The sequence below is a fragment of the Gordonia otitidis NBRC 100426 genome (assembly GCF_000248075.1).
GTDB lineage: Bacteria > Actinomycetota > Actinomycetes > Mycobacteriales > Mycobacteriaceae > Gordonia > Gordonia otitidis.
This window is the reverse complement of the sequence record NZ_BAFB01000004.1, coordinates 21,481-46,507: the sequence shown is the minus strand read 5'-3', so window position 1 is coordinate 46,507 and position 25,027 is coordinate 21,481. Positions and strand designations below refer to the sequence as shown.

Annotated in this window: 26 protein-coding genes and 1 tRNA gene; 20 read left to right on the top strand and 7 right to left on the bottom strand. The window is 65.4% G+C overall.

Features of this window, described 5'->3' with window-relative positions:
- Window positions 1-126: 126 nt before the first annotated feature.
- The 10 genes from pyrG (at window position 127) to GOOTI_RS00465 (ending at window position 10,026) form a co-directional block, all read left to right on the top strand.
- Window positions 127-1,905 (top strand): CTP synthase, encoded by a 1,779-nt coding sequence (pyrG, locus tag GOOTI_RS00510; protein ID WP_051997817.1) that lies wholly within the window; start codon window positions 127-129, stop codon window positions 1,903-1,905.
- The gene (locus GOOTI_RS00505; RefSeq protein ID WP_007236589.1) at window positions 1,902-2,555 is read left to right on the top strand and encodes an NUDIX domain-containing protein; all 654 of its coding nucleotides are present in this window, start codon (window positions 1,902-1,904) and stop codon (window positions 2,553-2,555) included. The genes pyrG and GOOTI_RS00505 overlap by 4 nt, the downstream gene beginning before the upstream one ends.
- Window positions 2,556-2,587: 32 nt before the next feature.
- Window positions 2,588-3,499, top strand: a complete 912-nt coding sequence (gene xerD / locus GOOTI_RS00500; protein ID WP_039993005.1) for a site-specific tyrosine recombinase XerD — start codon at window positions 2,588-2,590, stop codon at window positions 3,497-3,499.
- 172 nt (window positions 3,500-3,671) lie between these two features.
- Window positions 3,672-4,619: a ParA family protein gene (locus GOOTI_RS00495; RefSeq protein ID WP_007236587.1), complete on the top strand. Its 948-nt coding sequence runs from the start codon at window positions 3,672-3,674 to the stop codon at window positions 4,617-4,619.
- Window positions 4,616-5,548 carry a segregation and condensation protein A gene (locus GOOTI_RS00490; protein ID WP_007236586.1) on the top strand — a complete coding sequence of 311 codons (933 nt, stop codon included), beginning with the start codon at window positions 4,616-4,618 and terminating at the stop codon, window positions 5,546-5,548. Before GOOTI_RS00495 ends, GOOTI_RS00490 begins: the two co-directional genes overlap by 4 nt.
- On the top strand, window positions 5,545-6,435 hold the full coding sequence (gene scpB, locus GOOTI_RS00485; RefSeq protein WP_007236585.1) for an SMC-Scp complex subunit ScpB: 891 nt from the start codon (window positions 5,545-5,547) through the stop codon (window positions 6,433-6,435). Before GOOTI_RS00490 ends, scpB begins: the two co-directional genes overlap by 4 nt.
- Before the next feature lie 3 nt (window positions 6,436-6,438).
- Window positions 6,439-7,605, top strand: coding sequence for a pseudouridine synthase (locus GOOTI_RS00480; protein WP_007236584.1), 1,167 nt, complete (start codon window positions 6,439-6,441; stop codon window positions 7,603-7,605).
- A complete protein-coding gene (gene cmk, locus GOOTI_RS00475) occupies window positions 7,602-8,300 on the top strand; it encodes a (d)CMP kinase (RefSeq protein ID WP_007236583.1) in 699 nt (232 codons plus the stop codon). The genes GOOTI_RS00480 and cmk overlap by 4 nt, the downstream gene beginning before the upstream one ends.
- Complete coding sequence (der, locus tag GOOTI_RS00470; RefSeq protein WP_007236582.1) at window positions 8,297-9,745, top strand: ribosome biogenesis GTPase Der; 1,449 nt, start codon at window positions 8,297-8,299, stop codon at window positions 9,743-9,745. Before cmk ends, der begins: the two co-directional genes overlap by 4 nt.
- A 207-nt stretch (window positions 9,746-9,952) precedes the next feature.
- Window positions 9,953-10,026, top strand: a tRNA-Pro gene (locus GOOTI_RS00465).
- 135 nt (window positions 10,027-10,161) lie between these two features.
- On the opposite strand, the gene GOOTI_RS00460 is transcribed toward GOOTI_RS00465, so the two are convergent.
- Both GOOTI_RS00460 and GOOTI_RS00455 read right to left on the bottom strand, forming a co-directional pair.
- The gene (locus tag GOOTI_RS00460) at window positions 10,162-10,482 is read right to left on the bottom strand and encodes a hypothetical protein (RefSeq protein ID WP_138985124.1); all 321 of its coding nucleotides are present in this window, start codon (window positions 10,480-10,482) and stop codon (window positions 10,162-10,164) included.
- A gap of 56 nt (window positions 10,483-10,538) precedes the next feature.
- Window positions 10,539-11,282 (bottom strand): SDR family NAD(P)-dependent oxidoreductase, encoded by a 744-nt coding sequence (locus GOOTI_RS00455; protein ID WP_007236580.1) that lies wholly within the window; start codon window positions 11,280-11,282, stop codon window positions 10,539-10,541.
- A 205-nt stretch (window positions 11,283-11,487) separates the two neighbouring features.
- Here GOOTI_RS00455 and GOOTI_RS00450 point away from each other — a divergent pair, with 205 nt between their 5' ends.
- From GOOTI_RS00450 to GOOTI_RS00420, 7 genes are all read left to right on the top strand, one after another.
- A complete protein-coding gene (locus GOOTI_RS00450; RefSeq protein WP_007236579.1) occupies window positions 11,488-11,835 on the top strand; it encodes a VOC family protein in 348 nt (115 codons plus the stop codon).
- Between the two features lie 188 nt (window positions 11,836-12,023).
- Window positions 12,024-13,760, top strand: a complete 1,737-nt coding sequence (locus GOOTI_RS00445; protein ID WP_233425384.1) for an ABC transporter substrate-binding protein/permease — start codon at window positions 12,024-12,026, stop codon at window positions 13,758-13,760.
- Window position 13,761: 1 nt separating this feature from the next.
- Window positions 13,762-14,535 (top strand): amino acid ABC transporter ATP-binding protein, encoded by a 774-nt coding sequence (locus GOOTI_RS00440; RefSeq protein WP_007236577.1) that lies wholly within the window; start codon window positions 13,762-13,764, stop codon window positions 14,533-14,535.
- Between the two features lie 90 nt (window positions 14,536-14,625).
- Window positions 14,626-16,287 carry an ABC-F family ATP-binding cassette domain-containing protein gene (locus tag GOOTI_RS00435; protein ID WP_007236576.1) on the top strand — a complete coding sequence of 554 codons (1,662 nt, stop codon included), beginning with the start codon at window positions 14,626-14,628 and terminating at the stop codon, window positions 16,285-16,287.
- A gap of 85 nt (window positions 16,288-16,372) precedes the next feature.
- A complete protein-coding gene (locus GOOTI_RS00430) occupies window positions 16,373-16,897 on the top strand; it encodes a GNAT family N-acetyltransferase (RefSeq protein ID WP_007236575.1) in 525 nt (174 codons plus the stop codon).
- 47 nt (window positions 16,898-16,944) lie between these two features.
- Window positions 16,945-17,820, top strand: a complete 876-nt coding sequence (locus tag GOOTI_RS00425; protein WP_039993004.1) for an exodeoxyribonuclease III — start codon at window positions 16,945-16,947, stop codon at window positions 17,818-17,820.
- Between the two features lie 125 nt (window positions 17,821-17,945).
- The gene (locus GOOTI_RS00420; RefSeq protein ID WP_007236573.1) at window positions 17,946-18,554 is read left to right on the top strand and encodes an MSMEG_1061 family FMN-dependent PPOX-type flavoprotein; all 609 of its coding nucleotides are present in this window, start codon (window positions 17,946-17,948) and stop codon (window positions 18,552-18,554) included.
- Here the strand turns inward: GOOTI_RS00420 and GOOTI_RS00415 are convergent.
- Window positions 18,548-19,366 (bottom strand): DUF1684 domain-containing protein, encoded by an 819-nt coding sequence (locus tag GOOTI_RS00415; RefSeq protein WP_007236572.1) that lies wholly within the window; start codon window positions 19,364-19,366, stop codon window positions 18,548-18,550. The two genes, GOOTI_RS00420 and GOOTI_RS00415, sit on opposite strands and share 7 nt — an antisense overlap.
- 119 nt (window positions 19,367-19,485) lie before the next feature.
- Entirely contained in the window at window positions 19,486-20,301 is an 816-nt protein-coding gene (gene thiD / locus GOOTI_RS00410) for a bifunctional hydroxymethylpyrimidine kinase/phosphomethylpyrimidine kinase (RefSeq protein ID WP_007236571.1), read from the bottom strand.
- Between the two features lie 222 nt (window positions 20,302-20,523).
- On the opposite strand from thiD, the gene GOOTI_RS00405 reads away from it, so the two are divergent.
- Window positions 20,524-21,168, top strand: coding sequence for an Ltp family lipoprotein (locus GOOTI_RS00405; RefSeq protein ID WP_083835799.1), 645 nt, complete (start codon window positions 20,524-20,526; stop codon window positions 21,166-21,168).
- A gap of 65 nt (window positions 21,169-21,233) precedes the next feature.
- Here GOOTI_RS00405 and GOOTI_RS00400 read toward each other — a convergent pair whose 3' ends face one another.
- Window positions 21,234-22,607: an NADP-dependent succinic semialdehyde dehydrogenase gene (locus GOOTI_RS00400; protein ID WP_007236569.1), complete on the bottom strand. Its 1,374-nt coding sequence runs from the start codon at window positions 22,605-22,607 to the stop codon at window positions 21,234-21,236.
- A 106-nt stretch (window positions 22,608-22,713) separates the two neighbouring features.
- On the opposite strand from GOOTI_RS00400, the gene GOOTI_RS00395 reads away from it, so the two are divergent.
- Together GOOTI_RS00395 and GOOTI_RS00390 are read left to right on the top strand one after the other, a co-directional pair.
- A complete protein-coding gene (locus GOOTI_RS00395; RefSeq protein WP_007236568.1) occupies window positions 22,714-23,136 on the top strand; it encodes a nitroreductase family deazaflavin-dependent oxidoreductase in 423 nt (140 codons plus the stop codon).
- A gap of 126 nt (window positions 23,137-23,262) precedes the next feature.
- Window positions 23,263-23,757, top strand: a complete 495-nt coding sequence (locus GOOTI_RS00390; RefSeq protein ID WP_007236567.1) for a flavin reductase family protein — start codon at window positions 23,263-23,265, stop codon at window positions 23,755-23,757.
- Between the two features lie 11 nt (window positions 23,758-23,768).
- On the opposite strand, the gene GOOTI_RS00385 is transcribed toward GOOTI_RS00390, so the two are convergent.
- Both GOOTI_RS00385 and GOOTI_RS00380 read right to left on the bottom strand, forming a co-directional pair.
- Window positions 23,769-24,005 (bottom strand): hypothetical protein, encoded by a 237-nt coding sequence (locus GOOTI_RS00385; protein ID WP_007236566.1) that lies wholly within the window; start codon window positions 24,003-24,005, stop codon window positions 23,769-23,771.
- A gap of 137 nt (window positions 24,006-24,142) precedes the next feature.
- Window positions 24,143-24,997: a sigma-70 family RNA polymerase sigma factor gene (locus GOOTI_RS00380; protein WP_007236565.1), complete on the bottom strand. Its 855-nt coding sequence runs from the start codon at window positions 24,995-24,997 to the stop codon at window positions 24,143-24,145.
- Between the last annotated feature and the right edge of the window lie 30 nt (window positions 24,998-25,027).

The window sequence follows — 25,027 nt, the reverse complement described above, 5'->3', positions numbered from 1 at the left end:
AGGATCACAGTCCGTCCGCGACCCCGCCCGGTGTGGCGGAGCGCCGAACCGGCGATGGGTGTTACCCTGGAGTCCCGTAGGTCAACAGGTTTTCCGGCCTGATCCAGCCGACGGGAGAGACGGGTTTTGCGACCACTTCGCCACGTGCATGAAGGCACGAAGCACATATTCGTTACAGGCGGCGTCGCATCGTCGCTCGGAAAAGGTCTGACGGCGTCGAGCCTCGGCCAACTACTCACGGCGCGCGGGTTGCGCGTCACCATGCAGAAACTGGATCCGTACCTCAACGTCGATCCCGGCACGATGAATCCGTTCCAGCACGGCGAGGTCTTCGTCACCGAGGACGGCGCGGAGACTGACCTCGACGTCGGGCACTACGAGCGGTTCCTCGATCGCAACCTCTCGCAATCGGCGAATGTCACCACGGGACAGGTGTATTCGACCGTGATCGCCAAGGAACGTCGCGGCGAGTACCTCGGTGAGACCGTCCAGGTGATCCCACACATCACCGACGAACTGAAGTCACGGGTGCTCGCGATGCGCGCTCCCGGCGACGACGGCGAACCGCCAGACGTGGTCATCACCGAGATCGGCGGAACCGTCGGCGACATCGAGTCGCTGCCGTTCATCGAGGCCGCCCGGCAGATCCGTCACGACGTCGGCCGCGACAACGTCTTCTTCATCCACGTCTCACTCGTGCCCTACCTCGCGCCGTCGGGCGAACTCAAGACCAAGCCCACGCAACACTCGGTCGCTGCATTGCGCAACGTCGGTATCCAGCCGGACGCGCTGATCCTGCGCTGCGACAGGGACGTCCCCGAGGGGCTCAAGAAGAAGATCGCGCTGATGTGCGACGTCGACATCGACGGCGTGATCTCGACGCCGGACGCGCCGTCGATCTACGACATCCCCAAGGTGCTGCACTCCGAACAGCTCGACGCATACGTCGTGCGCAAGCTCGGGCTGCCCTTCCGCGACGTCGACTGGACTGTGTGGGGCGAACTGCTCAACCGGGTCCACGAGCCTCGCGAGACCGTGCGAATCGCATTGGTGGGCAAATACGTCGATCTGCCCGACGCCTATCTGTCGGTGACCGAGGCTATCCGCGCGGGTGGATTCGCGTGGCGTGCCAAGACCGACATCAAGTGGGTTCCGTCCGACGAGTGCGCCACCGAGGCGGGGGCGCAGGCCGCGCTCGGAGACGTCGACGGTGTGCTCATCCCCGGTGGATTCGGCATCCGCGGCATCGAGGGCAAACTCGGTGCGATCCGCTACGCGCGGCGTAGGGGCATCCCGCTGCTGGGTCTGTGTCTCGGCCTGCAGTGCATCGTCATCGAGGCCGCCCGTTCGGTTGGTCTCGAGGACGCCAGCTCGACCGAGTTCGATCCCGGCACCCCGTACCCGGTGATCTCGACGATGGCCGACCAGACCGACGTGGTCGCAGGAGAGGCAGATCTCGGCGGCACGATGCGTCTCGGTGCCTATCCCGCGACACTCAAGCCCGACAGCATCGTGGCAGAGTCGTACGGCTCGACCGAGGTGTCCGAGCGGCATCGGCACCGTTTCGAGGTCAACAACTCCTATCGCGACAAGATCGCTGCGTCGGGTCTCGTGTTCTCCGGGACCTCGCCCGACGGTCACCTTGTCGAGTTCGTCGAGTACCCGACGTCGATTCACCCGTTCCTGGTGGGCACCCAGGCGCACCCTGAACTGAAGAGTCGGCCGACGCGGCCCCACCCGCTGTTCCGCTCGTTCATCGATGCGTCGCTGAAATACAAGGCGGCAGAACGACTCCCGGTGGATCTGGGTGACTATGACCCGCCGTCGACCGTGGAGGGCGTGGTGGCCGACGGTGACGCCGAGGCCATCGTCGTCGGTGCCGAGGTCGAGGGACACCTCGATTGAGTGAGAACTCCGGTCCGGGCACGCACGACTTCGTGGTGCGGTCTAGTGAAGTCGCCTATGACGGTGCCATTCTCGCGCTACGACTCGACGAGGTCGAGATGCCGGGGGGCCGGATAGCAGAGCGTGAGGTCGTGGAGCATTACGGTGCAGTCGCCGTGGTCGCCCGCGATCACGACGGCAGGATCGCGATGGTGCGCCAGTATCGGCACCCCGTCGGGCGCCGACTGCTCGAGATCCCTGCGGGATTGCTCGACAAGGGCTCAGCGGAATCACCGTTGACCGCCGCGCAGCGTGAACTCGCCGAGGAGACAGACCTGCGCGCCGAGCGATGGCAGGTGCTGGTCGATCTCGATCTCTCGCCGGGCTTCACCGACGAAGCGTTGCGCGTGTACCTCGCGGAGGAATTGTCGCAGCATCACATCGCCGATCGCGAGGACGAGGAAGCCGACATGTCGCTGGAGTGGCTCCACCTCGACGAGGCTGTCGCGAAGGTCTTCTCGGGCGAGATCGTGAACGCGACCGCGGTAGCGGGCATCCTGGCGGTGTTCGCTGCCGACCGCGCCGACATCGCACTCAGGACGACGGACACCCCGTGGCGTGACCAGCCGCACGCGTTTGCCGATCGCAAGGCGGGTCGGGCATCGGGGTGAGGACGGATACCGCGCAGGGAGTCGGCCGCACCGTGGACGACGTGGTGACGAGATACCTCGATCACCTCACCGTCGAGCGTGGCATGGCGGCGAACACACTCGCGTCCTACGGTCGTGACCTCGACCGTTACCGGCGCTATCTCACCGATCGTGGGATCGCCGACCTCGCGGAGGTCACCGAGAACGACGTCCGTGAGTTCCTCGTCGACCTGCGTCGTGGCGACGCCGCAGCAGGGACCATGCCACTGGCGGACAGTTCGGTTGCACGAACCCTCGTGGCCACCAGAGGCTTTCACAAGTTCGCCGCGGCCGAGGGCGTCGTGCCCGGCGACGTGGCCCACGGTGTCCGGCCGCCCCGGCCGGCCCGACGACTTCCCAAGGCGCTGCCCGTCGAGGACGTCGTCGCGATCCTCGACACCGCAGGTGCAGGTGATCATCCGCGCGCTCTGCGCGACCGCGCCCTACTGGAACTCCTCTACAGCTGCGGAGCACGGATCTCCGAGGCGACGTCGCTCGACGTCGACGATCTCGATACGGACGCCCGTACGGTGCTGCTGCGCGGCAAGGGGGGAAAAGAACGGCTCGTTCCGGTCGGTGGACCAGCAGTGGAGGCCATCGAGGCCTACCTCGTGCGCGGCAGACCCGCGCTCGTGGCGCGGTCGACACCCGCATTGTTCCTCAACGCCAGAGGTGGCAGGCTCACGCGCCAGGGCGCATGGCAGGTACTCGCCGACACCGCCGAGCGCGCGGGCGTAGGCACAGCCGTGTCACCACACACTCTGCGACATTCCTTCGCGACTCATCTCCTCGACGGTGGCGCCGACGTCCGGGTGGTGCAGGAGTTACTCGGACATGCGTCGGTCACGACGACCCAGGTGTACACACTCGTCACGGTCAACACGATGCGCGAGGTGTATGCCACGGCCCATCCACGGGCGCGCTGAGCGCCGAGACGAGGTCGTTGCGGCGATGCTCCGCGGGATCGGCGCGGCGACCTACTAGGCTGACAAGCGGCTTCTCTACGAGCAATTCCCCAACGCACGACACACTCGGGGATCATCTCCGGCGGGCCGAGGATCTGCGAGCACGACCACGATCAGTGAGGAAGGCGGGTACGTGAGCACACCGAGTACGCCGCGGTCGGGGGGTCATGCCGACGATCAGTACCGCCTTCATGTGACTCCCGGTTTCGACGTGGACGAAGCCGAACACGCCGACGATGAGATCGGACCGACCGGACGTCCCTACCGTGATGTCCCGACACCCGCTGTGCTCGACAGGCACGGACCGGCGACCGTCATCGCCGTGTGCAACCAGAAGGGTGGCGTCGGCAAGACGACCTCGACCATCAACCTCGGTGCCGCGCTCGCCGAGTACGGGCGCCGTGTGCTTCTCGTCGACCTCGATCCGCAGGGTGCGTTGTCGGCAGGTCTCGGTGTGCCGCATCACAAACTCGACGAGACGGTGTACAACCTCCTGGTGCCGCCCCACGCCTCCATCGAGGATGTGCTGATGCGCACCCGCGTCGACAACCTCGATCTGCTGCCGTCGAACATCGATCTCTCGGCAGCGGAGATCCAACTCGTCAGCGAAGTCGGGCGCGAGCAGGCGCTCGGCAGGGCGCTGCACCCGGTTCTCGACCGCTACGACGTCGTGCTGATCGACTGCCAGCCGTCGCTGGGACTGCTCACCGTGAACGCGCTGGCCTGCGCCGACACCGTCATCATTCCGATGGAGTGCGAGTACTTCAGCCTCCGTGGTCTCGCATTGCTCACCGACACCATCGAGAAGGTGCGTGACCGCCTCAACTTCCGTCTGACACTCGGCGGCATCCTGGTGACCATGTTCGACGCCCGCACCCTGCATTCGCGCGAGGTGATGGCGCGCGTCGTCGAGGTGTTCGGCGACGCGGTGTACGACACGGTCATCGCCCGCACCGTACGGTTCCCCGAGACCAGTGTCGCAGGCGAACCGATCACGTCGTGGGCGCCGAAGTCCGCGGGCGCCAAGGCGTATCGCGCGCTGGCACGCGAGGTCATCGCGCGCAACGTCAAGCAGGCATGACCGAGGCCGGCACCGCAGACGCGGGGACCGTCGACGCCGGGACCGTCGTCGACAGATCGGGCGCCGAGAGCGCCGACGTCGCACGCGAGGAAGCGTCGGGGACCGTTGCTGAGCAGAACAACGTTGATGAGCAGAACCAGGAACCGGGGTTCCGGGTCAAACTCGCGAACTTCGAGGGTCCGTTCGATCTGCTGCTGAATCTCATCAGCCAGCACCGACTCGATGTCACCGAGGTCGCACTGCACGCCGTGACCGACGAGTTCATCGCATACACACGCGAGATGGGCTCTCAGCTCGGTCTCGAACAGACCACGGAGTTCCTGGTCATCGCAGCGACGCTGCTCGATCTCAAGGCAGCGCGATTGCTGCCGACCGGCGAGGTCGACGACCCGGAGGATCTCGCGTTGCTCGAAGCGCGCGACCTGCTCTTCGCCCGACTTCTGCAGTATCGCGCGTACAAGCAGGTCGCAGCGCTGTTCGGGGAACTCGAAGCGGCGGCACTCCAGCGCTACCCACGTGCTGTGTCGCTGGAGCAGAGGTTCACCGACCTGCTGCCCGAGGTGACACTCGGCGTCGACGCCGACGGCTTCGCCGAGGTGGCGGTCGCGGCACTCACTCCGCGTCCGGTACCCACGGTCGGCCTCGACCACCTCCACGACATGCACAGGGTCTCGGTGCCGGGTCAGGCGCGTCGCATGGCCACGCTGCTCTCCGCAGCGCCCGGCGAGTGGCTCACATTCCGAGTCCTCGTCGCCGACTGCGTGAACGGCCTCGAAGTGGTCGGCAGTTTCCTCGGCTTGCTCGAACTGTTCCGCGAACGCGCTGTCGTCTTCGAACAGCCGGAGGCGCTCGGCGAGCTGCAGGTGTCGTGGACGGGCGAGCGCGACACCGACGATCTGCGTATGGAGAAAGCGGAGGACTACGAATGACCGACGTCGACGAGGAGTCGGGCTCCACGGACGCTGTCGAACCGACCGACGAGGGGCACACCGCTGCGGAACCGAGCAACGCCGAATACCCCGCTGCGGAACCCGCCGAGACAGAACCCACCGAGACAGCGCCCGCCGAGACAGAATCGACCGGAGCGGAATTGCCCGGAGCTGGGCAGACCGCGCTCGACGTCGGCGAGATCGGTGTCGACGAGGTCGAGGCCGAGCCTGTCCTCGACGACGACCGGCTGCGTTCTGCGCTCGAAGCCGTGCTGCTGGTTGTCGACACGCCGGTCACCGCTGACGAACTGGCCACCGCTGTGGGTGACGACCGCTCGCGTGTCCACGCGATGCTCACCGGCATGGCTGCGGAACTGACCGAGGCGCGTAGCGGCTTCGATCTCCGGTTCGCAGGCGACGGTTGGCGGTTCTACACGCGCGCCGAATACGCGCCGTACGTCGAGCGGCTGCTGCTCGACGGCGCCAGGTCGAAGCTCACGCGCGCGGCTCTCGAAACACTCGCCGTGATCGCGTACCGGCAGCCCGTCAGCCGGGCACGCGTCAGCGCGATCCGGGGCGTGAATGTCGACGGCGTGATCCGCACGCTCGTGGCCCGCGGACTCATCAACGAGGTCGGCTCCGATCCGGCGTCGGGCGCCACCACCTACGGCACCACCGAGCTGTTTCTCGAGCGCCTGGGTTTGGCGTCTCTCGGTGAATTGCCCGACCTGGCCCCGCTGCTGCCCGACGTCGACGTCATCGACGACCTCGACGAAGAGCTCTCGTCCGACCCGCGATTCGCCAAACTGAGCGGTGGGCGGTCAGACTCAAAGGGAGACGACATACCCGGCACCTCGTCGGGAGCAACCATCGACGACCAGGACTGACATATGGCATCCGCTAGCCGTGACGGCACACCGGGCGACCGCAGGAGAAATGCGGGACGCACCGACCGAAAAAACCCTGATCGAAACAACACAGATCGAAAGAACTCGAACCGTAAGAACACCGACCGCAAGAACACTGCGGGCGACGATCCGCGCGGCCAGCGGTCGACAGGCGCCAAGGGCGGCTCGGGTCGCGCTTCCTCCGGCAGGACCGCCGGCGGCAAGGCGGGAACCGGGCGAGGTGCCTCAGGTCGATCCGCAAGTGGCCGCAGCATTCCCGCTGGTACCGGCCGAGTACAGCAGCCCTCCGCGAAGAAGCAGCACCGGAAGGGTCGCTCGACGCCCGACGTCGAAGCTGGTCGTATCAGGCTGAACAACGCCCGTCCCGCCCGCCACCAGGTCGGCGCTGACGAGAGCGGTCATGCGACGTACGTCGACGACGGCGTGCGCCTGCAGAAGGTGCTCGCGCAGGCAGGCGTCGCGTCGCGGCGCGGCGCCGAGGAGATGATCGCTGCCGGTCGCGTCGAGGTCGACGGTGAGGTCGTCACCGAACAGGGCCTGCGGATCGACCCCGACACCGCTGTCATCCGCGTCGACGGTGCGCGCGTCATCATCGACGAGACCAGGCAGTACCTTGCGCTCAACAAACCCAAGGGTTGGCAGTCGACGATGGCCGACGACCAGGGCCGCCCCTGCGTCGGCGACATCGTCGCAGAACGCGTCATGTCGGGTCAGCGCCTCTTCCACGTGGGCCGACTCGACGCCGAGACCGAAGGCCTGCTGCTACTCACCAACGACGGCGAACTCGCGCACCGATTGATGCACCCGTCCTTCGAGGTACCCAAGACCTATCTCGCGACGGTCAAGGGCGAAGTCCCGCGCGCGTTGTCGCGCACGCTGCGTGACGGCGTCGAACTCGATGACGGACCCGTCGCCGTCGACGCGTTCACCGTGATGGACGTCAACGACGGACAGTCGCTGGTACGTATCACCCTGCACGAGGGGCGTAACAGGATCGTGCGTCGGCTCATGGAAGCTGTCGGGTTCCCGGTCACCTCGCTGGTGCGTACGCACATCGGCAATGTAGCTCTCGGTGAGCAGCGTCCCGGCACTCTGCGGGTACTCGGACGCGACGAGGTCGGCGCGCTCTACAAGGCGGTGGGATTGTGAGCGACCCCTCGATCGCCTCGCGCGTCATCGCGATCGACGGACCCACCGGGACCGGAAAGTCCAGTGTCTCCAAGGTTCTTGCCCAGCGCGTTGGTGCGCACTACCTCGACACCGGAGCGATGTACCGGGCGGCAACCCTGGCGGTGCTGCGCGCCGGAGTCGCACTTGACGCACCGGATGACATCGCCTCCGTTGTGTCCGACGCCGAGATCGAACTGCGCGCAGATGGCTCCGGCGGATCCCACGTGCTGCTCGACGGTGTCGACGTGTCCGGGCCGATACGGACCGACGAGGTGACCAATGCTGTGTCAGCGGTGTCGGCTGTACCCGCCGTCCGAACGAAAATGGTTGCGCTGCAACGACTCCATGCTGTCAATGATTTCGTTGTCGTCGAGGGTCGTGACATCGGGACAGTCGTCTTTCCCGACGCACAGGTCAAGATATTCCTGACGGCGACGCCGGAGGCGCGAGCGCTGCGACGACATCGGCAGAACCTCGCCGCCGGACGCGACAGCGATTTCGACAAGGTTCTCGACAGCGTGAATCGCCGTGACCATCTCGACTCGACGCGCACCGTATCGCCGTTGCGGCCAGCAGACGACGCCGTCATCGTCGACACCAGTGATCTGTCACTCGAGAAGGTTCTCGACGAACTTGCCGGACTGGTCCAGACACGAACCGGAGGTGCCGTGTGACCGAGCACGATGATTTCGTGACAACCGATGTGACCGCACAACCGGGGGACGGGGTCTGGTCGGACGAATCAGACTGGGAGATCACCGACTTCGATCTCGGAGAGGAGGGCGGCGAACCCGAACGTCTCCCCGTCGTCGCCATCGTCGGCCGACCGAACGTGGGCAAGTCCACTCTGGTCAACCGCATCCTCGGTCGCCGTGAGGCCGTCGTCGAGGACATTCCCGGTGTGACTCGCGACCGCGTGTCGTATTCGGCGTCGTGGTCGGGGCACCGGTTCACCGTCGTCGACACCGGCGGGTGGGAGCCGGATGCCAAGGGTCTGCAGCAGGCCGTTGCCAGGCAGGCGGAGTCGGCGATGGAGACGGCTGACGTGATCGTCGTCGTGGTCGACGCCACCGTCGGTGCCACCTCGACGGACGAGGCGGTCGCACGTGTTCTGCGCCGGTCGAAGACTCCGGTGATCTTGGTGGCCAACAAAGTCGACAGTGAGAAGCTCGAAGCCGAAGCGGCATCGTTGTGGTCCTTGGGACTCGGTGAGCCGCACACGGTGTCGGCCGCGCACGGCAGGGGAGCGGGTGACCTGCTGGACGTGATCCTCGAGAAGATGCCCGAGACGCCCCGTGAGTCGGCACCCGCGTTCGGCGGCCCGCGTCGTGTCGCACTGGTGGGTAAGCCGAATGTCGGCAAGAGTTCTCTGTTGAACAAGCTCGCGGGCTCGGATCGCTCGGTGGTCGACAACGTCGCGGGCACCACCGTCGACCCCGTCGACGAGGTCGTCGAACTCGATGGCAGGCCATGGCTGTTCGTCGACACAGCCGGTCTGCGTCGCAAGGTGCATACCGCGAGCGGGCACGAATACTATGCGTCGCTGCGCACGCGGTCGGCTCTCGAGGCCGCCGAGGTCGCGATCCTGCTGATCGACGCGTCGCAGCCGATCACCGAACAGGACCTGCGTGTGCTGTCGCTGATCATCGAGACAGGACGCGCGCTGGTGATCGCCTTCAACAAGTGGGATCTGGTCGACGAGGATCGTCGCTACCAGCTCGACAAGGAGATCGACCGCGAACTCGCACGCGTTCCGTGGGCGCGTCGGGTCAACATCTCGGCGATGACCGGACGCGCGGTGCAGAAGCTGGTGCCCGCACTCGAAGGTGCGCTGGAATCGTGGGACAAGCGTGTCTCCACCGGTCAGCTCAACAACTGGCTCAAGGACGTCATCGCGTCGAATCCGCCACCGCTGCGCGGCGGACGACAGCCGCGCGTGCTGTTCGCCACCCAGGCGTCGGTGCGGCCCCCGACCTTCGTGCTGTTCACCACGGGGTTCCTCGAGGCGGGGTATCGGCGCTTCCTGGAGCGACGGCTGCGCGAGGAATTCAACTTCGACGGCTCGCCCGTGCGGATCAACGTGCGCGTGCGCGACAAGCGGGACCGTCGCAAGCGCTGAGCGAAGGGCGCGGGGTGTTGTGATCGGGCCGCCGCGTCCGGGTCTCCTTACCTCATCTGTGCGCAGCTACCTTCAGCACCGCCGAAGGTAGCGGCACACAGATGAGGTGGCTGGCGGTGGGATCGAGTGGGACGGCGCTCCGACCAGGCGATTAGCGTCGAGCCGTCGGTGTCCGCTAATGTTGTCGAGGCCCTCGCGAGAGGGCAACGGGCTGTGGCGCAGTTTGGTAGCGCACTTGACTGGGGGTCAAGTGGTCGCAGGTTCAAATCCTGTCAGCCCGACGAAGAGAACCCCTTCCGACAAGTATCGGAAGGGGTTTCTCGTCTCCGGGATCACCGGTTGGTGAGCAACTAGGTTTCCGGTTGCCCAGAAGCGCGGATACCGCGCGTGTGGGCAACCGCAAGTGAAACTGCCGCTCAAAGGGGTAGAGCAGACCGGTACTGTGCCGCGGTCAGCGCGTCCTTCGTGCGGGTGAGCTCCATATCCGCTGGACGTCGCGCTGCGCCCACAAGGGTAGATCGCCGAGAAGTCTGCCGCCCCCACACGAGCACCATGGTCGCCGGCGGGTTCACTCCACAACAACCGCCCGCGTCGACGTGCCACCACGTGTCGATGTGCACCTTCTCGAGTATGCGGCGGTCGTGGGTGACCAGCTGTAGCGCGCACTCGACCGAGTCGGGCGCCGACTCGAGTTGTTCGAGGTCGAACCGGGCTTCGACGTCAATGTCTGACCGCACCACGCATCACTCACGCTACGCAGAACCGAATCCGGATCTAGGGCCCGTGTAGCGGATCAGGTCAGGCCGAGTCCGCCGTCGAGTACCACGCACTCGCCGGTGATGTAGTCCGAGTCGATCAGCGCCAAAGTGGTTTTCGCGACATCGTCGACGCCTGCCGGTCTGCCCATGGGCGACCGCTCACGCCACAGCGTGTGACTGTCGGTCCACTCCGCGGTGAGCGGAGTATCGACGAGACCGGGCGCGACGGCGTTGACCCGGATGTCAGGCGCGAGTGTCAGCGCCAGAAGTCGGGTCGTATGGATCAGTGCAGCTTTGCTCGCCGCGTAGGGGATCGACGCTCCCTTCGGCCGTACTCCCGCGTGGGACGCGATGTTCACCACGGCTGCCGGTCGCCCGTCCTCGGCTGCCGCGCGTAGATGGGGTTCGGCCTCGGCTACCAGCCGAAAAGGGGCAATCGCGTTCACTTCGAACATCTCTCGCCAGACCTGAGCCGACGCTGCCTGCAGATCTGCATGCGGTATCACCGAGCTGATACCTGCATTGTTGACCAATACGTCTATGCGTCCGGCGACACGGATGCTCTCGTCGACGAGCCGACCCCGCTGCTCGTCGTCCGCAAGATCTGCCTGCAGATACGTGGCGTCGACCAGTTCGGCAGCCAGTGCCCGCCCTGCGTCGACCGACGACCGCGAGTGCAGTATCACGTGGTAACCGGCCTGCACCAGATGGCGGGCAATGCCGAGGCCTATCCCCGACGTCGCGCCGGTCACCAGCGCCACCGGCTTGTTCGTGTCCACGGCTCAACGTTAGGGCAGTGTCGCAGCGGTTCTCATGGTGCTTCGGCTGCGACGGCGTCGCCCAAGGGACCATCGTCCGATGCGCAGAATCGTCTATTTCGTGGCAACGACGCTCGACGGGTTCATTGCCGCACCCGAGCGGCGGCCCCTCCGTCGAGTCCGTGAGATGAGGTGATGAGAAAGAGCTCGATGGGAGAGTGGACGCATGCGTGTTGATCGAGTGGTTCCCAATCTAACCGTCGCTGATCTCCGCCGATCCGTGGCAGAGCACTCCGAGGTGCTCGGGCTGCGTGTCCTCATGGATCACGGCTGGATCGTGACCCTGGGAGACGACGACGGGCATCAGCTCAGCGTCATGACCGAAGACGCGTCCGCGCCGGTGAACCCCGACGTGTCGGTTTTCGTCGACGACGTTCGCGAGGCGTTCGCGAACGCGAGGGCTGCGGGACTCGAGATCGTGCACCCGCTCACCGACGAACCCTGGGGTGTCACCCGATTCTTCTACCGGGGGTCGGACGGTCGGGTGATCAACGTCGGCACGCACACTGCGTAACCGCGTCACCGGTCATCAGCAGCGACGTGAACCACCTCTACATTCACCGTGAGCCGAACGTTTGGGATTTCGCTCGCTTGTCTGGCTAGTGTTCTCCGGTGAGCCGTACGAGTTCTGCACCCACGCAGTCGACGACACGAGCCGCCCGACTATCCGTCCTCGGAGTGGTCGTGGCACTCGTCGCGTTGATGACAGCCGCAATGAGTCCCGTGCCGTTGGCGTCGGCTGCGCCCGCCGACAATTGTTCACCGCCGGGCCAGAATTCGGCGTCGGCGGCACCCACCAACCTCGCTGCCGCCGAGCAGGGCGGCGAGGACCGATACACCACTGCCGATACCACGCCAGTGGATCAGATCAACGTCAACGATCTGGGACTGGGCACGCCCGGCGTGATCTCGGTGGGCACACTCTCGGATGCCGGACCCAGCATCTGCGTGAACGGCAAGGGCACGTTCACCGGGTTCGACAATGAACTGCTCAGAGCGATCGCCGCGAAACTCGGTCTCCGGATCGAGTTCTCGGGTACCGAGTTCTCCGGGCTGCTCGCCCAGGTCGCCAACCATCGTTTCGACGTCGGGTCGTCGTCGATCACGACCACGGACGAGCGACGCAGGACTGTCGCGTTCACCAACGGATACGACTTCGGATACTTCTCGCTGGTCGCGCCGACCGGAGGCAGCATCAAGGGCTTCGGCAGTCTGGGTCAGAACACCCGAATCGGCGTCGTCCAGGGCACGGTGCAAGACGATTACGTCGTCAACACCCTGCACCTGGAGCCCGTCAAGTTTCCCGACTATGCCACGGCATACGCGAACCTCAAGAGCGGCCAGATCGATGCGTGGGTCGCGCCGTCGCAGCAGGCCGAGGGCGCCGTCAAGCCAGGCGACGGCACCGCCATCATCGAAAACACCTTCAGCGTCAACAACTTCGTCGCGTGGGCGGTAGCACCCGACAAGCCGAAACTGGTGGCCGCCCTCAACTCGGGTCTCGACGCCGTCATCGCCGACGGCACCTACGCCAAGCTCTACTCCGACTGGGTGCCCCGCGAACTGCCCAAGGGGTGGAAGCCGGGAAGCAAGGCGGCACCGGCGCCGCAGCTGCCCGACTTCGCGGCCATCGCCAAGCAGAATGCGGCGAAGAAGCCCGACGAGAGTGCGTCGGAGAAGCCGAAGAGCACACTCGCGCAACTACGCTCGACGTTCTTCGACTGGGATCTCTACAAGCAGGCGTTCCCCGATCTGATCAAGACGGGGCTGCCGAATACGCTGATCCTGTCGGTGGTTTCCGGTCTGATCGGCATCGTGCTCGGCATGCTACTGGCCGTCGCCGGGATCTCCCGATCCCGCTGGCTGCGCTGGCCCGCCCGCATCTACACCGACATCTTCCGAGGGCTGCCCGCCGTGGTGGTGATTCTGGTCGTGGGTCTCGGGATAGGGCCGGTGGTCAAGAATCTGACGGGCAACAACCCGTACTGGTTGGGCGCTTTCGCGCTCGGCCTGCTCGCGGCCGCCTATATCGGAGAGATCTTCCGCTCGGGCATTCAGAGCGTCGACGCCGGACAATTGGAGGCATCGCGCGCCATCGGATTCTCCTACCGTGAGTCGATGCGATTGGTCGTCGTCCCGCAGGGCGTACGTCGGGTCCTACCTGCCCTGGTCAATCAGTTCATCAGTCTCATCAAGGACAGCTCGCTGATCTATTTCCTCGGTCTTCTGGCCAGCCAACGCGAGCTCTTCGCGGTCGGCCGAGATCTCAACGCGCAGACCGGGAATCTGTCGCCACTGGTTGCCGCGGGCATCGTGTACCTGTGTCTGACCATTCCGCTGACCCACTTCGTCAACTACGTCGACAATCGCCTGCGCACCGGCAAACAGATCGACGAGAGTACGCCGCCGGTCTCGGCGAGCACCCTTCAGGAGAGCTGACATGGCCGACGTAACTGACACTTCGAGTGCCGCCGCGACACAACACCGCGACGCGGTTTCTCTCACAGGGAAAGACCTACACCTCTCGTTCGGCAAGAATCACGTGCTCCGTGGCATCAGTCTCGATGTGGGTGCCGGAAGCACGACGACGGTCATCGGTCCGTCCGGCTCAGGAAAGTCGACGCTGCTGCGGGTCCTGAACCGACTGCACGAGCCCGACAGCGGGGACATCCTGCTCGACGGCCGATCGGTCCTGAAAGACAATCCCGACGAACTGCGCCGACGCATCGGCATGGTCTTCCAGCACTTCAACTTGTTCCCCCACATGAGTGTGGCCGACAATGTGGCACTCGGACCGCGCAGACTGCTGGGTTTGTCCAAGGACGAGGCCAGAGCACGTGCGATCGATGAGCTTGACGTCGTGGGGCTGCGCGCAAAGGCCGACGTACGTCCGGCCAACCTCTCCGGCGGTCAGCAACAGCGGGTCGCGATCGCGCGCGCTCTGGCCATGGCGCCGCAGGTCATGTTCTTCGACGAGGCCACCTCAGCACTCGACCCGGAACTGGTGAAGGGCATCCTGGCGCTGATGACCGAACTCGCCGGGCAGGGCATGACGATGGTGGTGGTGACCCACGAGATGGGGTTCGCACGCACCGTGGCCGACAACGTGGTCTTCATGGATCACGGCGAGGTGGTGGAGACCGGTACGCCGGATCAACTGTTCACCGACGCGAGATCCGATCGCTTGAAGGCCTTTCTCTCGCAGGTCCTGTGATCGGTGACTGCATGATCCATCGGGTGGCGGAGAGTTGCACGCACGACTCCCCAGCAGTGCCCGGCAGCCGTGAATGGGACCATGTGAGGCATGACAGCCTCGCTCGTCGCCAAGGACATCGCCGGTGGATATGCACATCGGGTGCTGTTCGATCACCTCGATCTGACGGTCGCACCAGGCGACGTGGTCGGGGTACTCGGGGCCAACGGCGCGGGCAAGTCGACGTTGCTGCGCATCCTCGCGGGTGAGCTCGCACCGTTGGAAGGCACTGTGACCCGCGCCCCGGCTGATGCCTTCGTCGGCTGGTTGCCGCAGGAACACGAACGCGTGCAGGGCGAGACGGTCGCGCAGTACGTCGCACGCCGAACAGGCTGTGCCGCCGCGACGCAGGCGATGGAGGCTGCGGCGGCCGCCCTCGGCGACGACGACCACTCAGGGCCCGACGACCCGGCCGACGCCTACGCGACCGCCCTTGATCGCTGGCTCGCCTGTGGCGCCGCGGACCTCGACGAACGTCTGCCCGCAGTTCTTGCCGACCTCGGGCTGCCGGCGGGCGACGTCGCTGCGGGCTCTGCACTGATGACTGGCCTTTCCGGTGGGCAGGCCGCACGGGTCGGACTGGCGGCACTGCTGTGCTCACGATTCGACGTCGTGCTGCTCGACGAACCGACCAATGACCTCGACCTCGACGGACTCTCCCGCCTCGAAGACGTCGTCGCCGGTATGCGCGGAGGCGTCGTGCTTGTCAGTCACGATCGAGAGTTCATGGCGCGCAGCGCGACTCGGATCGTCGAACTGGATTTCGTCCAGCACACCAACACGGTCTACAACGGCGGATACGAAAGCTACCTGAAGGAGCGGGAGATCGCCCGACAGCATCGTCGCGCGGAGTATGAGGAGTTCGCCGAGAAGAAGGCAGATCTCGTGGCGCGAGCGCGTACTCAGCGGGAATGGTCGAGTCATGGCGTGCGCAACGCGATTCGCAAGGCGCCCGACAACGACAAGATCCGACGCAGAGCGGCAAGCGAATCCAGCGAGAAACAGGCGCAGAAGGTACGTCAGATGGAGAGCCGGATCGCTCGCCTCGACGAGGTCGCCGAGCCCCGCAAGGAATGGGTGCTCGAGTTCACCATCGGCTCAGCCCCCCGATCGAGTTCGGTGGTCGCGACACTCACCAATGCGGTGGTGCGACGCGGCGACTTCACTCTGGGCCCCGTCTCGCTTCAGGTGAACGCCGGTCAGCGCATCGGCATCACCGGACCGAACGGCGCGGGAAAGTCGACGCTGCTCGGTGTGTTGACCGGTCGCATCGTGCCCGACGAGGGCACCGCACAGCTCGGCGCGAGTGTCGCGATCGGCGAAATCGACCAGGCGCGTGGTCAATTCGCCGGACCGCAGCTACTCGCCGAGCGCTTCGAACAACTCGTGCCGGAGTTCACGACAGCCGAGGTGCGCACGCTGTTGGCCAAATTCGGGCTGCGCGCCGATCACGTCGACCGACCGGTCGCCGACCTGTCGCCGGGCGAACGGACTCGTGCGGCACTGGCGTTGCTGCAAGCGCGAGGAGTCAACGTGCTCGTGCTCGACGAACCGACCAACCACCTCGATCTCCCCGCGATCGAACAGCTCGAATCGGCACTCGAGTCCTTCGACGGTGCGGTGCTGCTCGTCACCCACGATCGGCGGATGATCGACGGCGTTCGCCTTGACACACGCTGGCGCGTCGAGGATGGACGAGTCGCAGAGCTGTGACGTGCAAGTGACCTGGCGCAGGAGTCGGTCGACTCCACAGCAACAGATGTCATCCATCGAGCTATGTCTGACCGAAAGGATCGCGATGAAAGACTCATCGACAAAGAGCCGCTGGACCACCCGCCCCGAGACGAACGCCGACATCGACGCGATCCGCCATGTCGTCCTCTCCGCCTTCGACACCGCGGAGGAAGCCGACCTCGTCGACGCCCTGCGGGCCGATCCCGATGCCTGGATCGACGGTCTGTCGTATGTCGCCACCGACGACGCCGGCGCGGTCGTCGGTCAGGCGCTGCTGACCCGCTGCCACATCGGAACGACGCCCGCTTTGTGTCTCGCGCCGTGTGCTGTGCTACCCGAACATCAGAGAACCGGGGCGGGATCGGCGGCCATTCGCGCAGTGCTGTCGGCTGCTGCGGCTCAGGGCGAACACTTCGTCACCGTGATGGGACATCCGGATTACTACCCCCGGTTCGGCTTCACGCGGGCGTCCAGCCATGGGATCACCCTCAACGTCGACGTCCCCGACGACGCGCTGATGGCCATGAGCCTCGACGATCAGCCCCTGCCGAGCGGCCTCATCCACTACGCGAAGCCGTTCGGCATCTGATACGGGTACCTGCGGGCGACTCGCCGCTGTCGGGCACAGTGTTCGGTATGCGTCCTGCCGACCCCGAACCCTTCACGGTTGCTACCTTCAACGTCAATGGGATTCGGGCGGCGCGTCGTCGAGGATTCGATCGCTGGCTCGCCGAACGCGCGCCCGACGTCGTTGCACTCCAAGAATTACGTTGCCCTGCATCAGAACTGGGTGAGTTTCCCGGGTACGCGGTCGCCGCCGACGTAGGATCGGTGGCCGGCCGCAACGGCGTCGCGATTCTGACCAGGACGAGCCCGACAGCGGCGCGTACCTGGGTGTCGCATCCGCCGCGCGCCCGTGGACTCTCCGAGTTCGCCACGCAGGGGCGATACGTCGAAGTGGATCTGTCCGATCGTCCGGTCACCATCGCCTGCATCTACCTGCCGAAGGGTGGACTCCCGGCACACCGGCAGCGTCCCGGAGCCATGCGCGACGCACCGGACGGTGGCGCGAAGTACGAACGCAAACAACGCTTTCTGGCGGGTTTCGGTCGAGAGGTGAACCGGAATCGCCTGGCTGCGATGCGGAAGGGTCGCGAGTTCCTACTCGTCGGTGATCTGAACATCGCGCACACTGAGTTCGACGTGACCAACTGGAGAGCAGCGAGACCGATGGACGGCTTCCTCCCCGAAGACCGCGCATGGTTCGATTCCGTCCTGGGCCGTCGTCGACTGGTCGACGTCGTGCGGCAGGTGTACGGCGACCGGCCAGGACCACTGACCTGGTGGAGCTGGGCGGGGGAGTCGTTCACCAAGGACGTCGGCTGGCGCGTCGACCACCAACTCGCTACCCCCGGTCTGGCTCGTCGCGCCGTGTCGGTCGCCGTGGACAAAGAACCCTCGCCCGAGCAGCGTCTGTCCGACCACGCACCTCTCGTGGTGTCTTACCGATGAAGGCGACGGAGTGTCGTCGGAGGAAGCGCACGGCGGAACCATCAGCGCGCGACGCACCTCAGCCGGAATTCAACTCGACCTGGACTGCCGACCGTCGCCGCCGGTTGAGTCGGCATCATGGAGGTATGCGGATCACCACGTCAGAGCAATTGAGGGACGTCGTCGGGCATCCCGCGGAGATCATCGCCAACAAGGTCCGGTCGCAGCTCCTGCAAGCCCACGTCGACTGGCTTGTCGCGACACCGATGCTGTTCCTGGCCACCTCCGATTGTTCCGGCCGCGTCGACGTCTCGCCCAAAGGCGATCCCGCAGGAAAAGTGGTGCACGTCATCGACGCTCGCACCATCGCCATCCCTGAACGGCCGGGCAACCGACGGGTGGACGGTTACGAGAACATCCTCACCAACCCGCACGTGGGTGCGATCGCCGTGATTCCCGGCAGAGGCGACACCCTCAGGGTCAACGGCTCGGCGCGCATCGTCGACGACGGCCCGTACTTCGATCAGCTGGCCGTCCGGGGTAAGCGGCCGATCCTCGCGGTCGAGGTCGCCGTCGAAGAAGTGTTCTTCCACTGCTCCAAAGCGTTTCTCAGATCGGAACTCTGGAAGCCGGAGACGTGGCAACCCGAGAGCGTGCCAAGCACCGCGAGGCTTGCCAAACAAGTACTGGAGGGCCTCGACGACGTACCTGACGAAGAGTTCGGTGACGAGGCCTATCGGGCCTGGCTCTACTGAGTTTCGCGTTCGTACGGCGTCTTCTCACCTGCAGTCACGTCGAAGTCCAGGTGATTGCCCGCCGGTGGCAGCGGGCAGGTCGCGAAGTCGATGAACGCGCACGGCAGGTTGACGGCTCGGTTGAAGTCGAGTACCACTCGTCCTCCGTGGCGGAGGACGTCGTCGGATGCTTCGACGGCCACGCTTCGATTCGCCGCGTAGGTGGTGATCCCCGAGGTGGCATCGGTGAACAGAACGCTCAATCCACGCTGCTTGCCGTTGAAAGCGACGAGTCGGCGCTGGTTTCCGTCCCAGTCGAAGACCAGTTCACCGGGGGAGACGTACACGTGCGCCAAGCCCTCCGCGACGGCGCCGACCGTCACCGGCCGTGGCTCCCCGTATGGTTCGAATCGCGCCTCGACGACCCACGACGTATCGGGCGCATACGCCGGCACCCCGTGAAAGTCGCGGACTGCCGGTGCATCTGCGTCGTGCACGCGGATCAGGTAGCCGTCGCCGCGCCGGACAACCTCGATGTGAACGCCGTCGACCTCGATCACCTCGCCCGGACCGGTTGGCTGCAGCTCGAAGTCACGGGCGGCGAACGTTTCGGCGTCGCCGGGGCGCAGGTGGGCGGTGCTGCCGTCGAACCACCAGAGTCCCGGCAGACCGTCGAAGCGGGCAGGCTCGGTATCGAGCCATTCGAGGCGGTTGATCGAGAGCCACCCGAGGGGTGTGGCCAGCTCAATTTCACGCGCTGTGTGCCACCGGTGCCAGGCGTCGACAAAGTCACTCTCGGTCGGTGCGCTCTGAGCGGAGAGGCTTTCGGTCATCGGAACCTCCATGAGAAGGGGCGGGTGCGTACTCGTCACAACATTCCGCGACGCACCGCTATGCCTCTTCCCGTCGTGGTGGGCTCAATCCTTGACGGAGCTCTGGGCAGCTGAGGCTCTCAGTCCTCGGCGAGCTGGTCGACGTAGGCGCCCTGCCAGACGGTGTCGAATGGGGTGTTCGCCGAGACGCGGCCGTTGATGCCCGCCGTCGTGAACTCCTTGGCGAAGGCGACGGCATCGCCGATCTCTGCGCCCTTGGCCAGCTCTGCGGTGATCGCTGCGGCCAGGGTGCAGCCGGCACCCGACACGCGCTCGGCTCCGACTTTGGGTGCGGCCAGGACGGTGATGTCGGTTCCGTCGAAGAGCACGTCGACGGCGTCGTCGCCGGGCAGTTCGACGCCGCCCTTGGCGACCACGTATTTCGGTCCGAGATCAGCGATTCGACGTGCCGCCTCTGCCAGTTCTTCAACACTTGTGATCTCGTCCATTCCTGACAGGATCTGCGCTTCGAAGAGGTTGGGCGTCACGACTGTTGCGAGGGGAATGATCTTCTCGCGCAACGCGGTATCCGTGTCCAGTGCCGCTCCGGGTTCCTGGCCCTTGCAGATCAGGACCGGATCGACGACGACCTGCCGCCACTGCCTGGCCGCGAGGGCGTCGGCGACAACGTCGATCGTCGCGGGGGTGCCGAGCATGCCGACCTTGACCACGTCGAGGTCGTGGGTGGCCGTGGCCGCTTCGATCTGGTCGGCGATGACCTGCGGTTCGACGGGTACGAAACGATGCGCCCAGTTGTTCTTCGGATCGAAGGACACGATGCAGGTGATCGTGCCGACCCCATAGACGCCCAGTTCTTGGAAGGTCTTCAGATCGACTTGTAGTCCTGCTCCGCCTGTCGCTTCGGAACCGGCGATGACATATGCGAGATCAACCACACCTCAAGCCTACGATCTCATCGCTCGTCGCCGCGGGTCGGCCATACGGGCCTCTGCGTCCGATCGGGGATCGACACGATGGCGCTGCGTGGCGTCTCGATCGGTCGCGGTGTCTGTCGAACGCACGACACCTCTCGGCTCTCAAAGCCCGGAATGTCAGATGTGAGAGACATGATGATCTCCGCACGCGGGTGCACATTCATCCGATACGGAGGCTCGGCCATGACAGGTCATACGCAAGCAGGACATTCGCAAGCAGGTCTCACCCAGTCAGATCCTGTGCAGGCACGTGGTGGCCGGGCGCGGTCGACCAGATGGATCGCATGTGTTGCGCTGTCACTGCTCGCTGTCCTCGTCGTCGGAACGGTCGGCGGGTGCAAGGAGACCCGAAAGGCTGCGGCAGTGACAACGGCAACCGTCACAGAGACAGTCACACCGTCGACCACGACTGTCACCTCGGCTCTGGCTCCCGCACCGACGGAAGCTGACACCGACACCTCCGAGGTCGAAGTGACATCACCGGAAACGACCGCAGAGGCCACGGCCGCCACGTCAACATATGTGGCGCCGACGGGCGCGTCGTCGGGACAGCGCAATGCGTTGGCGAAGGCCGACGCGTACCTCGAGATGTCCGGGTTCAGCTACAGCGGACTGGTGGAGCAACTCGAATACGAGGGCTTTTCCACCGCCGACGCCACCTACGCAGCCGACAACTGCGGCGCTGACTGGACGGCGCAGGCTGTGCGCAAGGGCAAGGCGTACCTGGAGATGAGCGCGTTCAGCCACTCGGGTCTCGTGGAACAACTCGAGTACGAGGGTTTCACTCCACAGCAGGCGGAGGCCGGAGCAACCGGTGCCGGCGTGTGACTGTGCCGGCACCGGTGCCTACCGCTGAGCCGTTGAGGGGGGTGCCACCCCGGCACGGTCGACGCTCAGGCGATCCAGACGGTCTTGATGTTGCAGAACTCGTGGATGCCGTGCGAGGTCAGTTCGCGTCCATAGCCTGATCGCTTGATCCCGCCGAATCCGAGTTCGGGGTACGAGGTGGTCATGCCGTTGATGAACACCTGGCCCGACTCGATCCGATCGATGAACTGCTCCTGCTCGGCCGCATCTGTCGTCCACGCGTTGCCACCGAGACCGAACGTGGTGTCGTTGGCGATCGCGATGGCGTCGTCGATGTTCTCGACGCGGTACAACGCGGCTACAGGACCGAAGGCCTCGGCCGAGTAGATGTCCATCTCCTCGGTGATGTCGGCGAGGATCGTCGGCTCGAAGAACCAACCGGGCCGGTCGACTCGGCTGCCCCCGATGAGGACTTTGGCACCCTTACCGACTGCATCGTCGACGAGTTCTTCGAGATCGGTACGTCCCTGTTCGGTGGCGAGTGGCCCGACGTCGGTGGCTTCGTCGGTCGGATCCCCGACGACGAGCGAGCGGAACCCCTCGGTGAAGGCATCGACGAACTCGTCGTAGACGTCGGTGTGGACGATGAATCGCTTTGCAGCGATACAGGATTGGCCATTGTTCTGTACGCGCGCGGTCACCGCGGTCTTCGCCGCCTGCGCGATGTCGGCGCTGGGCATCACAATGTAGGGATCACTGCCCCCGAGTTCGAGGACCGTGTGCTTGACCTCGTCACCGGCGATCGCAGCCACCGATCTGCCCGCCGGTTCGCTACCGGTCAGCGTCGCGGCTGCGACCCGCGGATCGCGCAGGATGGACTCGACCTTGCTCGAGCCGATCAACAGAGTCTGGAAACAACCGTCGGGAAATCCCGCACGGCGCAACACGTCTTCGAGATAGAGCGCCGACTGTGGCACGTTCGATGCGTGCTTGAGGATGCCGACGTTGCCCGCCATCAGGGCAGGCGCGGCGAAACGGACGGCCTGCCAGAGTGGAAAATTCCACGGCATGACGGCCAGCACCACACCGAGTGGCTGATACCGCATGTAGGCGCGGCTTGCGCCGACGGCGTCGGCATCCGCGGCCTCGTCGGCGAGCATCGCGGCTCCGTGGTCTGCGTAGTAACGAAATCCCTTCGCGCATTTGAGAGTTTCCGCTTTCGCCGAGGCGAGGGTCTTACCCATCTCCTCCGTCATCATCGCTGCGACGCTGTCGGCCTCGGCCTCGAGTAGATCGGCGGTCGCGTGAAGCCAGGCCGCTCGTTGCTCGAACGAGGTCGTGCGATAGTCGGCGAAACCGCGTACCGCACGATCGAGTGCTTCGTCGACCTGTGCGTCGGTGAGTGAATCGAACTCCCGGACGGTCTCTCCGGTCGCCGGGTTGATGGTGGCAATGGCCATGTCACTGGTCCTTCCGCATAAGGGTCTGACTCCATGCCTACCACTCGTGATCGAAACGTTGCGTCGGCGCCGGAATCCCGGTCGCATCTCGCGCGTTGTGCGATCCATGAGCGAACAACCAGAACTGAGCCCGAGCGAGTGGGTACGCGACCAGACGAAGAAGATCCTCGAGCAGGGCACCACCGACGGCGTTCAGGTCGGAGATCGCCCGGTCGTCCTGTTCACCACAACCGGTGCCAAGTCGGGAAAGAAGCGGTACACGCCACTCATGCGGGTGGAGGAAAACGGCAAGTACGCGATGGTGGCATCCAAGGGCGGCGCACCGGAGCATCCCGCTTGGTACTACAACGTGAAGGCCCACCCGCAGGTCACAGCCCAGGATGGTGACAAGGTGTACGAACTGACCGCACGCGAGGTCGACGGCGACGAACGCGCGCACTGGTGGGAACTCGCCGTCGCCGCGTTCCCCGATTATGCGGAATATCAGACCAAGACCGATCGCCAGATCCCGGTATTCGTCCTGGAGTAGTCGGAGTCCGACGGTTGGTCGTAGACCCCGGCCAACGGCCGGGGGAGTCGACGCCCACACGGCTTCGGGTGATCTCCGTCGCAACCCGTGGACTTCAAGTCGCATTGAAGTCTTATCGTCGACGGCATGCAGCCATTGTCCGACGCGGTGGATGCACGTACGGCCTTCACCACCGCGTTTCGTCTCCATCCCGCCGGGGTCGCGATCGTTGCCGCAGACGGTCCCGATGGTCTGGTTGGTCTGACGGTCTCCAGCCTCGCCTCCGTGGCGGTCGACCCGTTCGCGGTCTCGTTCTCGGTCACCAGTTCGCGGGGGAGCGCGGGGGCGGTGCTGTCGGCCAACAGCATCGCGATCAGCCTGCTCGACGCCCGCCACGTCGACGTTGCGCGGGCGTTCGCGCAGCCGGGGGCGCCTCGATTCACCCCGGAGCAGGGCTGGACCCGATTCGACTCGGGTGAGCCGATTCTCGAGGACGCGCACGCGGCGCTGAGGTGCGTGATCGATTCGACGGTTGCCGTCGGGTCGTCGACGTTGGTGCTCGCCGAGGTGATCGAGACCCGGCTCGGCCCGGCGGCCGCACCGATGGTGTACCGGGATCGCGCATTTCACACGCTGGACTGATCCCGCGGTGATCAGTCCTCGGGTAGTCCGGCAAACGTCTGCTTGATGCCCGTGTACCAACCCAGTGACTGCCGCGGGTGGCGCCACCGGCGTTTCATCGCATCCCTCGCCTCCTGATGGCTGGCGTCGCCGAGCTTCTCGGCTTCCTTCAGGTGCTGATCCTGGGCCTTGATGATCTCGTCCGCAGTGGCACCGTGGTGCGCCAGGTCGCAGGGGCCTCCGAGCTGGATGCAGGTCATGGTCTTCATCGACTTACTCCTCGTTTTCGCGACAGCGGTTCTCCGCCGCGGATTGCTGATGGGGTACACATTGCTGACGACGCGGCGACCGGAAACGTGACGCGGTTGCCGAGCACCCGGCGCGTGAGGCCGAGGTGCGACGGGGGTCAGATTCGCGGCGTGTCCCGTTCGCGTCGGATAACCCGCGAGAGAAGTGCGGGGTCGGCCCGGAAGGTGATGCGGGCAACGTCACCGTCGACCAGCTCGAAATCGAACACAACGGCTGCGGCGCCGCGGTGGAACCACGCCGCTGCCGGGCGTTCGTCAACAAGGACCGGCAGCGCAGCACTGGCGCTGCCGTTGAAGAACTCCGCGATGCTGCGACGGCCGTCGATCGCGCCCGGGGTGCCGGCTGCGATCGCCTCATCATCGGCCCGCACCTCGGCGTTTGGCGCCAACAACTCGAGCAGCCGCTCGAAATCACCGTCGCGAGCCGCATTCATGAACGCGTCGACGATCTCCCAATCGGCGAGCGCATCGTCAGGAGTGGGCTGACGGACCTTGGCGCGTGCGCGTGACGCGAGTTTTCGTGCTGTGGTCGGCGTGACGTCGAGTGCTGACGCGATGGTCGAGAAGTCGAAGCCGAAGGAATCGTGCATCACAAACGCCACACGCTCGGCAGGGGTGAGGCGGTCGAGCACCATGGTCAGTGCGAGTCCCACGGAATCGGCGAGCGCCACGGTGTCCGCCGGGTCGGGGTCGTCGGAGCGTTCGTCCACCGTCGGTTCCGCGGCCTCGGGAACCCGTGCGCGCAGCCGGTCCAGGCACAGTCGGCTGGTCACTGTCGTCAGCCATGCGGGCAGGTTTTCGATGACGGTGTCCGTCGAGTTCATCCGCAACCACGCCTGCTGCACCACGTCGTGTGCCTCGGTGTCGTCGCCGAGTACGCGTGCCGCCAGCCGCACCAGTCGCGATCGTTCACGTTCGAATTCGATGGTGAGGTCGGGGCGTCTCTCGTCCATGCCATTTCTCTCTTCGTAGCTGTTCACACA